This is a genomic window from Pseudoalteromonas sp. Ps84H-4 (assembly GCF_024124645.1).
In the GTDB taxonomy this organism is placed as follows: Bacteria; Pseudomonadota; Gammaproteobacteria; order Enterobacterales; family Alteromonadaceae; genus Pseudoalteromonas; species Pseudoalteromonas lipolytica_C.
On the sequence record NZ_JAMXSK010000011.1, the window covers coordinates 1 to 14,801 of the forward strand.

General features: G+C 40.2%; 8 protein-coding genes. All 8 read left to right on the plus strand.

Annotated features, from left to right (window positions below):
* Positions 1–1,462: 1,462 nt before the first annotated feature.
* The 8 genes from NH454_RS11020 (at position 1,463) to NH454_RS11055 (ending at position 14,794) form a co-directional block, all read left to right on the plus strand.
* Complete coding sequence (locus NH454_RS11020; protein WP_135926356.1) at positions 1,463–1,762, plus strand: isoamylase early set domain-containing protein; 300 nt, start codon at positions 1,463–1,465, stop codon at positions 1,760–1,762.
* A gap of 8 nt (positions 1,763–1,770) precedes the next feature.
* Positions 1,771–3,747, plus strand: coding sequence for a 4-alpha-glucanotransferase (gene malQ / locus NH454_RS11025; protein WP_253039082.1), 1,977 nt, complete (start codon positions 1,771–1,773; stop codon positions 3,745–3,747).
* Complete coding sequence (gene glgB / locus NH454_RS11030) at positions 3,748–5,985, plus strand: 1,4-alpha-glucan branching protein GlgB (protein ID WP_135926358.1); 2,238 nt, start codon at positions 3,748–3,750, stop codon at positions 5,983–5,985. It abuts the gene before it with no gap.
* Positions 5,975–8,032, plus strand: a complete 2,058-nt coding sequence (glgX, locus tag NH454_RS11035; protein WP_138557723.1) for a glycogen debranching protein GlgX — start codon at positions 5,975–5,977, stop codon at positions 8,030–8,032. The genes glgB and glgX overlap by 11 nt, the downstream gene beginning before the upstream one ends.
* Complete coding sequence (locus NH454_RS11040) at positions 8,025–10,547, plus strand: glycogen/starch/alpha-glucan phosphorylase (RefSeq protein WP_135926360.1); 2,523 nt, start codon at positions 8,025–8,027, stop codon at positions 10,545–10,547. The genes glgX and NH454_RS11040 overlap by 8 nt, the downstream gene beginning before the upstream one ends.
* Positions 10,548–10,565: 18 nt before the next feature.
* Entirely contained in the window at positions 10,566–11,849 is a 1,284-nt protein-coding gene (glgC, locus tag NH454_RS11045; RefSeq protein ID WP_135926361.1) for a glucose-1-phosphate adenylyltransferase, read from the plus strand.
* Positions 11,850–11,949: 100 nt separating this feature from the next.
* A complete protein-coding gene (locus NH454_RS11050) occupies positions 11,950–13,488 on the plus strand; it encodes a glycogen/starch synthase (RefSeq protein ID WP_135926362.1) in 1,539 nt (512 codons plus the stop codon).
* Between the two features lie 91 nt (positions 13,489–13,579).
* A complete protein-coding gene (locus NH454_RS11055) occupies positions 13,580–14,794 on the plus strand; it encodes an HDOD domain-containing protein (RefSeq protein ID WP_138557720.1) in 1,215 nt (404 codons plus the stop codon).
* Positions 14,795–14,801 lie beyond the last annotated feature (7 nt).

The following is a 14,801-nucleotide window of genomic DNA, read 5'->3' on the forward strand; positions in this document are numbered from 1 at the left end:
ACAGTTGATGGGGGCTAAGCTAAATGCGCGTGATTACAATCGCCAACTGGTTGAAGCGATGATCAAAGTGAAGGCGCTAAATAAGATCAACACCCTTGGTCTGCCTAAATATCAGTAAGTTAAGTGAATTTGTTAGAGAGTTGCATTTGATCAACAAGGCCAACGCTCGCTCAAATGTTCTCAATTCTGCAGTATTAATATTGAATTGTATATCATTAACTTGCTTGGTTAACAGTATGTTACAGCCATAACAAAAAGCCATTACGGTTATTATGGTTATGCACGTTATACGAAAAGATTTGGTCATAGATTACTACCGTTTTGGTGTTAATGTTTTACTATAAAACTCACCAGCTTAATGCCTTGAGTATATTGCTTGTAAATTTAATTAACAAAGCCTTTCTTGTCTAATGGAACAATGGGTGTAAGTAAATGTGAAATTTCACATTGTTTAGTATATTTGCTCTAACCTTTTCCTTCTCAAATAATTCTTCTATTGTTGCTAATTGCTGAATTGTGTCGCAGCAGAGTAAGTGTATTATCGAGCAGATATTCTAGTTTAGCGCATTTGAGGTGATGATTTCTTTGTGCATGATCAATTTATTTATAATAACAATATGTATGATAATTTTCTCTTTGTGGTTGTTTTTGTATAAAAGTTGCGTTTTTGGTGGTTTTTAAGCTTTCAAGTGTTTACAGATTAGTGAGAGAACTGGTTTTAAACTGTAGGGAAAAATCATTAGCTTGTTGCATAGATTTGGAAAGTTCTTTTCAAAAGGGACTGCATGTAAGTCTAAAATTTACGCTTTTCTACTTATTGTCTTCGTTTTATTGCTGAGATATTTTTTAAAAAATGTAAATTGTATCGTCAGCTTATATAGTGGTCTTTTTATTCTATATATTTGTTTGCAATATAATAAGGTGATGCTGTTTTTATTGTGTTTATTTAACCTAAAAATATAAGTAAAAATAAAGGTTAAGTTTTCGTTGCTGTTGAACGTGTGTTTTTATTTTAGAAATTAACTACTCATGCAGTTTGTTGTATTTATTCTTGTTGTATTAAGTGTAATGTTGTATTTAGTGTTTTTACTCTAAATAAGCTTCAAATTTATTCACTTTACCAAAGTCCGCAAGTTAACTACTTTTACAATGCTTTAAAAGCAACACCTAAAAAACATATTGAAATTAAACTATATTTTATAGCCAACTTGGTTCAGTTATTGCTCATAACAAGTTAGCAAGATGATGGGCGTTAGGATAGTTTGTTTTTTGCTCTTTTTTGGTGCAAAAAATAAGCTGATGCACTGTCATAATGCGTAAACATAGGTTTGATTTACTAAGTTCACTTATTTTCATAAGTATCTAGATAAATAAACCTTAAACGCACAGTTTCGCGCAGTAAGTTGTTAAAAGCGGTACTGTGACAAGGATAAATTTACCAATTGGTTGATTGGAGCCCACTATGTTAAGTAAACGTTTTTTTAAGACTAAAGACGAAACAGAAGTTACCTTTGAGTTTAAGCGTCCCGATGCAGATGACGTGCAGTTAGTTGCAGAATTTACAGATTGGCAACCAGTGCCAATGAAATTCAATAAAAAAGAACAAGTGTTTAAATGTAAACAACGCCTACCACTTGATAAAGAATTTCATTTTCGTTATCTAATTAATGGTCAAGAGTGGGATAACGACCACCAGGCTGATGGCTATATTCCAAATGAATTTGGAACAGATAATAGTATTGTTAATACCCAACGCGTTTAGGTGAGTTGATGCAGTCACTTTCGCAGTTATATTATCTGCATGGCATAGGCTATGAATATACGAAGTATACTGGCGAGCATGTTATTTTCGAAGAAAATACACGCCGCCAGGCACTAAGCTGTTGTGGTATAGACACAGCTAATTCTGATCAAATAAATCAGTTAAATTTTGTTTTAGATGCAGGAACGTGGCTGACTTTGTTGCCTCAAACTAGCATTATTGAGGCACATGACCCTTACTTAAAAGTTCGTATCGATGAACGCTTGTTGAGCCGAGCTTGTCACCTTAGCATACCATCCTTGTCCTTAAATCTGACACGTGAAAATCTGCAAGGACTTGCCGTGACAGGAGACTATGGTTTTAATGGGGTTCGTTACCTCGAAGTCGCTTTACCTGTTCCTGCTATGCCTATTGGTTATCATGATGCAGTGATAACGGTTGCTGATCAACAAGCTCATAGCCAATTATGGATAACACCTAAAGAGTGTTACTCAATTGATGATAAAAAGCGTTTGGGACTTTCCATCCAACTTTACAGTTTGTGTAATGCGCAAGGATTAGGTATTGGCGATTTTGCTGATTTAGCAACTTTAATCCGTGAAGTGGCGCAACAAGAAATTGATTACATTTTACTTAATCCATTGCATTTATTATTTGAACACAGTCCTGAGCGAGCTAGCCCTTATAGCCCTAACAGCCGAGCGTTGTTAAACCCGCTATATATTTCGATTTCACTGTGTGAAGATGCATTGAATAATGACTCACTATCACAATTGCTCAGTGAAAAACCCGCTACAACTGAACCTTTTATAGATTATTCTGCTGTTAGTCGATTTAAATATGATGCATTTCGTTGTTTATACACTCAATTTTGCCGGACAGCGTCAGCTGAACGAAAAGCAGAGTTTAAGCAGTTTTGTAGTAATCATAAGCACAGTCTAGCAACCTTGGTAGTTGACGATAATGAATATGCCAGTTACTTGCAGTGGCAGGCACATTTACAGCTAAATCATTGTCAGCATATTGCAAATGAAGCAAATATGGCGATAGGTCTTATTAACGATCTAGCTGTTGGTTGCGCTGGTGATGGCAGTGAGTTTCGTAGCCAAGAAGAGTTATTTGCAGTGGGGGCAAATGTGGGAGCGCCTCCTGATCCTTGGGCTGAACAAGGTCAGAATTGGGGGTTGCCAGCTTTAAATCCTCAAAAGTTAAGTAAAAATAATTTTGCCTTCTATCGCTCTTTGATCCGCGCCAATATGGAAGATGTTGGTGGATTGCGCATAGATCATGTGATGGCAATCAGAAGGCTGTGGTGGTGTTTTGAAAATAACGCCCAGCAAGATGGATGTTATGTTTACTACCCATTTGAACATTTGTTGGCGATACTGAAAATAGAATCCCATCTTAATCACTGTGTCGTGATAGGTGAGGATCTAGGTGTTGTACCAAGTGAGGTTCGCGAAGCACTAAAAGCAAGTGCAATTTATTCAAATGGCTTGTTCTATTTTGAAAAAGATTATCAAGGTGAATTTTTAGCATCAGAGCACTTTGCACCGCATAGTTTGTTGATGATTGCTAATCATGATGTACCGCCATTTAAAGGGTGGTGGACTGGTCACGATATTACTGTTAAGCAAGAGTATGGTTTGCTTGATAGTGCACAAAGCGCTGCGCAACATGAAGCGAGAAATGTCGAAAAGCATCGTATGCTTAATTTTATCGCAAGAGAATCAGGGCAGCACTTATCATTAGATTCTGAAGCGTCTGTGGTGTATGAGTTATTAGCCTCATCGTTAGCAGCTGCTCCAGCCAGATTATTTACCATTCAAATTGACGATTTAGATCAGCAAATTTTGCCGGTGAACATTCCCGGAACTGATAAAGAATACCCAAATTGGCGGCGCGTTCTTTCACGCCCAACTGAGCAAATTATTCGTGCTCAGCATGCATTTTTAGCCAATTTAATTTCGATAAGGAATCAATAAATGAGCAGTCGTGTTGGTCAAAAGCCTTTTGCTGAACCCATGGTTTATCAAGCACATATCGATGCATTGTCTTCAGGTTGTTATAAAGATCCTTTCAGTTTTTTAGGGCCCCATAAAGTTAGTGCATCAAGCTTTGAGATTCGCTGTTTTTTACCTGGGGCAAGCCAGTTGTCAATTTTGCAAGGCAAGCAGGTTATTGAGGCCAAAAAGCAAGGTGACAGCGATTTATTTATTGCAACTGTCAAAGCAAAATCAATCCCTGATTACCAACTGGATGTGAATTATGGGGATGGCAGTCAGTATCTTCAAGAAGATGAGTATCGTTTTACAAGTACACTTGATGAACAAGCTATGTACTTATTTAACGAAGGTAGTCTTGAGCACGCTTATCAGCACTTTGGTGCGCACTTTGTAACTCAGCAAGGTGTTGAAGGTGTGCGATTTACTGTTTGGGCACCTAACGCGAGTAGCGTTTCAGTTATTGGCGAATTTAATTATTGGCAGCGCAACCGTCATTTTATGCGCTTTCACCCAGCCAGTGGCGTTTGGGAATTATTTATCCCAGGTTTAAAAGAGCATCAGTGCTATAAGTTTGCGATTAGTACACCTTCTGGTGAAGTACTTGATAAAGCCGATCCGTTTGCATTTAAAATGCAACAAGCGCCGGGTACTGCTTCTGTCTTACAAAAGCTAAATAAGAAGATACAGTTGTCTGATGAAGCGTTAGCAAATCGCGCAAAGCGTAACAGTATCGATGCACCTATCAGTATTTACGAAGTGCATGCAGGCTCTTGGCAGCGACGCGATGATGAGGGCCGCTATTTAACATGGCGTGAGCTTGCCGATAACCTTATTCCGTACACTAAAGATCTTGGTTTTACGCATTTACAATTAATGCCTATCAGTGAGTATCCATTTGATGGTTCTTGGGGTTATCAGCCTGTGGGCTTATTTGCCCCAACTAGCCGTTATGGCAGTTTTGAGGATTTTGTATATTTTATTGAGCAATGCCATGACGCTGATCTCGGTATTATTTTAGATTGGGTGCCGGGTCATTTCCCAAGTGATCCACATGGTTTACATCGTTTTGATGGCACGCATTTATACGAGCATGCAGATGTAAGACAGGGATTTCACCCTGATTGGAATACCTATATTTACAATTATGATCGTGCTGAAGTTCGCAGCTTTTTGATAGCTAATGCAATGTATTGGTTGCATGAATTTGGCATTGATGGTTTGCGTGTTGATGCGGTTGCATCAATGTTGTATCTCGATTACAGCCGAGAAGAAGGGCAATGGATCCCAAACCAGTATGGCGGTCGTGAAAATCTTGGTGCAATAGAATGTTTAAAGCAGGTTAATCTGCGCTGTTACGGTAAAAATCCTGGCATTATGATGGTAGCTGAAGAATCAACTGCTTGGCCGGGAGTGACACGGCAGGTCGATCATGGCGGTTTAGGCTTTGGCTATAAATGGAATATGGGTTGGATGAACGATAGTTTGCATTATATGCAGCGTGATTCTTTATATCGTGCCCACCATCATCATGAAATGACGTTTTCAATGGTGTATGCCTATAGCGAGAACTACATTTTACCATTAAGTCACGACGAAGTTGTGCATGGTAAAGGCTCATTGATAGAGAAAATGCCAGGTGATGATTGGCAGAAGTTTGCTAATTTACGAGCATACTACGCATTTATGTGGGCTCATCCAGGTAAAAAGCTGTTATTTATGGGAGCTGAAATTGCTCAGCGTAGTGAATGGAATCATGATCAATCAATTGACTGGCACTTGCTTGAGCATGTTAGTCATAGTGGTATGCAACAAACAATTAAACAACTGAATAATATTTATACCACGACTCCTGCACTCTATGAGCAAGATACTAGCCCAGCGGGCTTTGCATGGTTAGATAGTTCTAATGCAGAGCAAAGCATGTTTAGTTTCATCCGTTATGCCAAGCATGCTGACGATTTTGTTCTGGTAATTAGTAACTTAACACCGCAAGTTTATCATGACTATGTAATAGGCGTTCCTAAGCCAGGTCGTTATCAAGTTATCTTTAATTCTGACAATGAAGAATACTTTGGTTCAGGTGTTGAAGTTAGCGGTAATACAGAACAACTTATCTTTAGTCAGCCTACTGCGAGTCATGGTTACAATCAAAGTATAAGCGTGTCTTTACCTGGGCTTGCAACTATTTACCTGAAGAAGGTGAACGATGAGTCATAGTGTAGAGCTTCAAATCGGTTCAACGATGCCTCTAGGGGCATCTATTGTTGAAAACGGTGTTAATTTTGCTGTGTATGCACCCCAAGCTCAGCATGTGTCATTGTGTTTATTTGACAATAGCGGTCATTCAGAAGTAATGACTCTTTCAATGCACCTTAACGAAGGTGGCATTTGGACATTGCACGTTAGCCCTTTAAAAGCAGGGGCATTGTATGGTTACAGGGCAGATGGTGAATATGCACCAGAAAAAGGGCTTTTCTTTAATAATCACAAGCTACTACTAGACCCTTATGCGCGAGACTTGCATGGTGAGTTTACTTGGAGTGAGCGCCATTATGGTCAGATGCCTGTAGGTAAGTTGAGTCAAGTCAATAACGCTGTTGATATGCCCAAGTCTCGAGTTCGCGAGCTTGCACCTTATACGGGTAAAAAACCTAACCATAGTTGGGGTAAAACGGTGATTTATGAGTGCCATGTTACTGGCGCAACATGTCGACACCCAATGATCCCTAAAGCACTACAAGGTAAGTTCTTAGGCTTAAGCCATCCGAGTTTTATAGAGCATTTACGCACTATAGGGGTGACTTGTCTTGAATTACTCCCTGTGCACGCATTCATAAGTGAGCAGTTCTTAACGGCTAAAGGCCTACAAAACTATTGGGGTTACAACACGCTTAATTTCTTCACGCCGCACAAAGATTATCTAGTGAATGATGATATCGGCGAATTTCAGCAAATGGTTGCGGCTCTTCATAAGGCTGATATCGAAGTAATTTTAGATGTTGTCTATAACCATACTGCTGAAGCAGGAACTGATGGGCCTATTCTTTCTTTACGCGGCTTAGATAACCTTGGCTATTATCGCACTGTGGCTGATAAACCTCAGCATTATATCAATGATACCGGCTGTGGTAATACTGTGAATATTGATTCACCAAGAACCTTACAGCTGGTGCTTGATAGCTTGCGATATTGGGTTGAAGTAATGGGGGTAGACGGTTTTCGTTTCGACCTTGCAACGATTCTTGCTCGTAATCCTAATGGCTTTAATCAAGCGCATGCGTTTTTCCAAGCAATCAACCAAGATCCTGTTTTGAGTAAAGTAAAACTGATTGCTGAGCCATGGGATATTGGCCCGGGCGGTTACCAATTAGGGGCTTTTCCTGCACCTTGGCGTGAGTGGAACGACAAGTATCGTGACACTATCCGACGTTTTTGGCGACAAGAGCAGGGGGTTATAGGTGAGCTTGCAAAGCGTTTACATGGTTCGTTCGACTTATTTGAGCATAATCTCAGAGGACCACTTAACAGCATTAATTTTGTGACGAGCCATGATGGTTTCACGCTTAATGATTTAGTGAGTTATGAACAGAAACATAATGAAGCCAACGGTGAACAAAATAGAGATGGACACAGTGCCAACCACTCCTTTAATTGTGGTGTAGAAGGTTTTACTGACGATAAAGAAATTAACGCATTACGTTTGCAGCAACAAAAAAATATTCTATTGACGTTATTACTTTCAAAAGGGGTTCCAATGCTTTCACTAGGAAGCGAAATGGCCCATTCACAAGGTGGTAATAATAACGCGTATTGCCAAAATAATCGCACTAGCTGGCTTGCATGGAAAGACTCGCAAATTAATCATCCATTAACCCGATTCATCGATGATGTTTTGCGTTTACGAAAGCAGTTTAGTGTCTTTAAGCATCGTTTTTTTGTTCATGATAATGATCCACGCTACGACGTCGCGTGGTTCACCGAATCAGGCACCGCAATGGAACAAGACGATTGGCATCAAGGTGATCGCCAAGTGTTGATTTATAGCCTGACTGATAAACACACAAACCAAGCTTTATTGATCATTTTAAATGCTGGGTCAGAGTCTGTTACTTGTCAATTACCCCCTCTTGCGAAAGGGAAGTGGCATTTAGCACTGACAAGTATACATCCTATGTCAACTTATGATGTTGATAAGGAACAACAGATTGCTGCAATGAGCAGCTGGGTTTTTACCGCCAATTCAGAGGATCCTAATCATGGCTAAAAATGCCGATCAAGTATGTGTTGTTAAGGGCTGGCAGGATGCCCCTACCGTTGATGAAAGCACCTTAGATGATGATTTATCTCGCCATTTTTATTACACCCTTGGGCGTGACAAAGTCGGTGAATCGCAATTATATTTATATCATGCTTTAGCATTAACTATTCGTGACAGATTGGTTGCACGTTGCCGTGTAACTAATCAGCAAATTCACGGACAAAAGCGTCGTAAAACTGCTTATTTATCTCTTGAATTTTTAATGGGTCGTGCTCTTGGTAATGCCATTCTAAACCTAGATTTAGACGATCAAGTTGCAAAAGCATTACAAGATTACTGTACAAAGTTAGAGACAGTTGCAGAAGCTGAGCACGACGCAGGTTTAGGTAACGGTGGTTTGGGCCGTCTAGCTGCGTGTTTCTTGGATAGTTGTGCAAGCTTGGCACTACCTGTGATTGGTTATGGTATTCGTTATGAATATGGCATGTTTAATCAAGCGATTGAAAATGGCCATCAAATTGAACAGCCCGATAACTGGTTACGCGAAGGTCATCCTTGGGAGCTAAGTGCCCCAGAGCAATCAAAGCGTGTAAAATTCTTTGGTCATGTTGAAAGTTATACTGATAAATACGGACGTGAGCACCGTCAATGGCTTGATTCTCACGATGTCTTAGCTGTGCCTTATGATGTGCCAATTCCAGGCTATAAAAACGATATCGTAAACACGCTACGGTTATGGAAATCAGAGGCGACTGACGAATTTGATTTGAGCGAATTCAACGCAGGGAGTTATTCAGAAGCTGTTGCTCGTAAAAACCTTGCGGAACAAATCACCATGGTACTTTATCCAAATGATAGCAGTGAAAATGGTAAAGAGCTTCGTTTACGCCAGCAATACTTCTTATCATCGGCGAGCTTACAAGACATCATAGATACGTGGGTTAGCAAACATGGCGAAGATTTCTCTGACTTTGCTGATTACCATGTTTTTCAATTAAACGATACACACCCAAGTATTGCTGTAGCAGAACTGATGCGTATTTTGGTTGATGAGTATGAGCTAGATTGGCAAGAAGCCTGGTCTATTACCACAAAAACCATGGCTTATACTAACCACACTTTACTGCCAGAAGCATTAGAGAAGTGGTCAGTATCATTATTTGCGCGATTATTACCGCGTATCTTAGAAATAATCTATGAAATCAATGCCCGCTTCTTAGCAGATGTTGCTCAAGCATGGCCTGGAGATGTTGAAAAACAACGAGCATTATCGCTTATTGAAGAAGGCCCAGAGCCACAAATCCGCATGGCGTATTTGGCAATTGTTGGTAGCTACTCAGTAAATGGCGTTGCTGCACTTCATACCGAGCTACTTAAAGCGGGCTTATTCAATGAGTTTTATCAGCTTTGGCCAGAAAAATTCAATAATAAGACCAATGGGGTTACGCCACGTCGTTGGCTTGCACATTGTAACCCTGATTTAGCCAAACTACTCAATAAGCACATAGGTGATGAGTGGGTAGGTGACTTCAGTAAAGTCAGTCAATTACGTCGCTTATACGACGACACTAAATTCCACAAAGAATGGCAAGCAGTTAAACATAGCAATAAGCAACGCCTTGTTGAACTTGTTAAGGCTCGTTGTGGCGTTGAGTTTGATCCATCAATGATGTTTGATGTGCAAGTAAAACGTATTCATGAATACAAGCGCCAATTATTAAATATATTACATGTTATTCACTTATATGATCGTATTCGCCAAGGTGATACTTCAAATATAGTCCCTCGTTGTGTGTTATTAGGTGGTAAAGCAGCACCTGGTTACTACATGGCGAAGAAGATAATTAAGTTAATTAATAATGTTGCTGAAGTGATCAATAAAGATCCATTGGCAAAACCGTACTTGAGAGTGGCTTTTTTACCGAATTATAACGTGACAGCAATGGAAACTATTTGCCCAGCAACGGATTTGTCTGAGCAAATTTCAACAGCAGGTAAAGAAGCATCGGGTACCGGTAACATGAAGTTCATGATGAATGGTGCTTTGACCATTGGTACGTTAGATGGTGCCAATATCGAGATCCGTGACGCAGTAGGTGCTGATAATTTCTTCTTGTTTGGTGCTCGAGCAGAACAAATTGATGATATCAAAGCGCACTATAATCCTGAGCAAATTATTCATCAAACCGACAGCCTATACAAGGTAATGCAGTTACTCGAAAGCGGTCACTTTAACTTGTTTGAACCAAATCTATTCGACGACATTATTGCTGCGATTAAGAGCCCGCACGATCCGTGGTTAGTTGCACATGATTTTGCCAGCTTCGTTGAGGCACAAGAGCAAGTTGAAAAAGCTTACCTAGACACTGCTCACTGGACGCAAATGAGTATTTTAAATACGGCGGCTAGTGGCATGTTTTCGAGCGATAGAACAATTAGTCAATACAGTGATGACATCTGGCACTTGGAACCACTGTTAGACATTAGCGCAAAGCAAAACACACAGAAGAAAAGCAGCTAACTTAAGACGGAGAGAGTTATGCCTAGTTATGCAAATCGATACATAAGTAGTTTAACAAGAGAAACGTATGCACTCATTTTAGCAGGTGGGCGTGGTTCTCGTTTACATGAATTAACAGACTGGCGTGCTAAGCCAGCAGTGTATTTTGGCGGGAAACATCGAATAATCGATTTTCCTCTATCAAACTGTATTAACTCAGGCATTCGTCGTGTTGGTATAGCAACTCAATACAAGTCACACTCATTAATCCGCCATGTAAACCGTGCATGGGGACACTTTAAGAAAGAACTCGGTGAGTCGGTAGAAATACTTCCGGCATCACAACGTAAAGGTGATGATTGGTACTGTGGTACGGCAGACGCCGTTTTCCAAAATATGGATATCATTCGTCATGAGCTGCCTAAATACGTGATGATTCTTTCAGGTGACCACGTTTACTGCATGGATTACGGCGGTTTACTTGCTAAGCATGTTGAAACTGGTGCAGATATGACAGTGTGCTGTATCGAAGTACCGTGTGAAGAGGCCGCAGGTACCTTTGGTGTAATGACTGTTGATGAGAATAACAGAGTTCGCCGTTTTGATGAGAAACCATCTGAGCCAACTTCAGTGCCGGGTAAACCAGGTACTTGTTTAGCGTCAATGGGTAACTACATTTTTAACACAGAGTTCTTATTTGAACAGTTAAAAAAAGATGCAGAAACAGAGGGTTCTGGTCGTGACTTTGGACACGATATTATCCCGGCCATCATTGAAGAGCACAATGTATTTGCATACCCATTTAGAGATGAAAATGAAGGCCAGCCATACTGGCGTGATGTAGGTACCCTGGATTCGTTTTGGGAAGCCAATATGGAGCTTGTTATGCCAGAGCCTCAGCTTGACTTATACGATCCTAAATGGCCGATTTGGACATATCAAGAGCAATTACCACCTGCTAAATTCATTTTTAATGATGATGATAGACGTGGTATGGCTGTGGATTCAACGGTATCGGGTGGCTGTATTATCTCTGGTTCAATGGTTAGAAAATCACTGCTGTTTTCGAATGTATATGTTCATTCATATTGTGAAATCGAAGAGTCAGTGATCTTACCTGGGGTTAAAATTAACCGTAATTGCCGCATTAGGCGTGCTATTATAGACCGTAACTGTGAGATCCCTGCTGGCCTTGAAATTGGTTTTGATAATGAAGCTGATAAAGAAAATGGCTTTAGAGTGTCGAAAAAGGGTATCGTACTTGTTACCCGAGACATGTTGAATGAGCTTGAGAAAAAAGCAAAGGCAACAAAAGCAAAGTAATAAATACTTTGTTTAATGGTAAAGTCATAGTGTAGTAAGGAGTAGCAATTGCTACTCCTTGTTTCATAGTAAGAATTAATGTTATGGAGTACTGCTAATCATGCATGTGTTGATGGTGGCTGCAGAGAATGACGCATTACCGAATGCTAAAGTCGGTGGTGTAGCGGATGTTGTTAGGGACTGTCCTAAAGCGTTAGTTGATAAAGGCCTTACTGTTGATGTTGTGATCCCTGATTACGGATTTCATTATCTTGAACGTCATCATATCGGTGTTGTACATGTTCCATTTGCAGGGCATATGCAGCAACTAGACGTGTGGAAACTTGCCAATAGTGAACACGGTGTTACGCAACTGATTATTTCTCATTGGGAATTCAGTCGCCATAATGGTGCCGTGTATTGTAATGATGAACCTGGCAGGCCCTTTGCGACCGATGCGAGTAAGTTTGCATTGTTTAATGCGGCGGTGTGTGAAGCCTTACTACAAGGAATTATCCGAACCCCTGATGTAATGCATTTGCATGACTGGCATAGCGCCTGTGTGGCATTATTACTAAAAAATGACGGTCGTTACCGTACATTATCTAAGTTATTTTTAGCTTATACCGTTCATAATTTGGCATTGCAAGGTATTCGCCCATTTAAAGGCGATAGCTCAAGTTTAGAAGCATGGTTTCCGGGCTTAAATTATAACGGCGAGAAATTGTGCGATCCGCGTTATCACGATTGTTTTAATCCGATGCGAGCAGCGATTAATTTAGTTGATAAAGTGCACCTTGTTTCACCGACCTACTGTCAAGAAGTATTGCGTCCGAGTGATGCTGCAAATGGTTTTTTTGGTGGAGAAGGACTAGAAGCTGATTTGCAGGCAGCCTATCGTGAAGGTCGTGTGGTAGGGATCCTAAATGGTTGTGAATATCCAGGAATGGAACTCAAAGATATCAGCCTTGCAACACTTTACCATCATGCAGAGTCGGCACTATTTCAATGGATGGCGAAGAGCCCCATCTTGGATTCAAGTTATTATCTTGCTCACCAACGTTTATTACAGTTCAAAACAAAACCTTTTGCGGGTCCGCTTGTTACGAGTGTTGGTCGATTAACAGATCAAAAGGCACTTTTACTGCGTCAACCTTATGAAAAAGCATTGGTTTTAGATGAGTTATGTCAACGCTTAAAGCAACATGATGGCTACATGATAATTCTTGGCTCTGGTGATGCTGAACTTGAGCAAATCATGACAACTGTCATGGCACGCCAAGAGAATCTGCTATTTTTAAAAGGCTATGCACACTTGGTTGGTGAATATATGTATCACTTGGGTGATTTATTCTTAATGCCAAGCTCATTTGAGCCATGTGGAATAAGTCAAATGTTAGCAATGCGCGCTGGACAGCCATGCTTAGTTCATGGTGTTGGCGGTTTACAGGATACGGTCGAGCATAATGTCAGTGGTTTTAGTTTTAGAGGTGAGAGTTTAGCCTCTCAAAGCTACGAACTTATTACTGGTTTTAGTGATGCGCTAGACCTTAAAAAGTCGCAACCTGAGCAATGGCGCTCGATATGTGAACAAGCTAAAAATGCTCGTTTTACATGGGGATCTGTTGCAGATGGCTATTTATCAGGCTTATATCAATAAATATTGCGTGATTCATGGTAATTAAGTGACTTTTTTGTCTATTTCAGCTATTAATTACTTAGTGTGATATAAAAATTCAAAAGTAGGTAAAGTGGCTGTATTTGTTGCTAGGCAAGCGGTCTTTAATCGTCGTCAACAAGTTGTCGCCTATGAGCTACTATTTAGAGATAGTTTAAAAAACAGTTTCCCGGATGTTTCAGAGAGCACAGCTACTGCGCGTCTGATTATGGAAAACCAGCTCAATCTAGGCACTCGCCATATTACGTCGGGCAAAAAGGCGTTAATTAACATAGGTCCAGAATCGTTGAAACTGGACCTATGCGCGTTTTTGCCAACTCAAGACGTGGTTATTGAGCTTCTCGAAACGATGGAGCCATCAGATGAAAACTATGAATTTTGTCGGGAGCTTTTCCATAATAACTACAAACTTGCTCTTGATGATTTCGTATACCAACCTGAATGGGACCGCTTTTTAAAGTTAATTCGCTTGATTAAGTTCGATGTGAAGCAAACCCCCTTTGAGGACATTGCGCCTGTTTTACAGAAGCTGAAAAAGCATAAAAAAATAAAACTATTAGCAGAAAAGCTTGAAACTGCCGATGATTATGAGAAAGCCTACAAAATGGGTTTCGATTTTTTCCAAGGTTACTTTTTTGCAAAACCAAAAATGATCCAACATCGCGATATAGATTACAACTATGCATTAGTTTTGTCGATTTATGCTGAAGTAATGCGCCCTGATCCTAATATTAGCGAAATCGCGGGACTGTTTTCTTTAGATACTGCACTTGCGTATAAGCTATTACGCTTAATAAACAGTGGTGTATTTCCAATAAAAAGTAAAATAGGTTCATTAAAGCAAGCGCTTGTGTACCTAGGTCATGAACGACTGAAAAAGTTTGTTAGTTTGATCATCACCGCCCATAGCGCCCAATCAAAACCAGCCGAGCTTACTCGGCTTTGTGTTGTCAGAGCGCGTTTTTGTGAATTAATAGCGCAGCGTGTCGCAAAACAACAAACCGGAGAGGCATTTTTAACGGGGCTGTTTTCATTACTCGATGCAATATTAGATCAGCCGATGGAAAAGCTGTTGGATAGATTGCCGTTTCCTGACGAAATACATGCAGCATTAATGCAAGAAAAGAATATTCTCTATTACATTCTCGAAACTGTTAAAGCATACGAAACAGGAAGCTGGTGGGCACTGGAGCAAGCAGTTGCCTATTTAAATATTGAGAGTGGGGAGCTTCCCAAAATATACGAAAATGCGGTAAATTGGAGCGATAGCTGTAGACAAAACTTATAAGGGAACT

Bases quoted from the DNA above. Each gene is read 5' to 3' on its own strand.
- NH454_RS11020 (WP_135926356.1), top strand. From the start codon at position 1,463: ATGTTAAGTAAACGTTTTTTTAAGACTAAAGACGAAACAGAAGTTACC.
- malQ (WP_253039082.1), top strand. From the start codon at position 1,771: ATGCAGTCACTTTCGCAGTTATATTATCTGCATGGCATAGGCTATGAA.
- glgB (WP_135926358.1), top strand. From the start codon at position 3,748: ATGAGCAGTCGTGTTGGTCAAAAGCCTTTTGCTGAACCCATGGTTTAT.
- glgX (WP_138557723.1), top strand. From the start codon at position 5,975: ATGAGTCATAGTGTAGAGCTTCAAATCGGTTCAACGATGCCTCTAGGG.
- NH454_RS11040 (WP_135926360.1), top strand. From the start codon at position 8,025: ATGGCTAAAAATGCCGATCAAGTATGTGTTGTTAAGGGCTGGCAGGAT.
- glgC (WP_135926361.1), top strand. From the start codon at position 10,566: ATGCCTAGTTATGCAAATCGATACATAAGTAGTTTAACAAGAGAAACG.
- NH454_RS11050 (WP_135926362.1), top strand. From the start codon at position 11,950: ATGCATGTGTTGATGGTGGCTGCAGAGAATGACGCATTACCGAATGCT.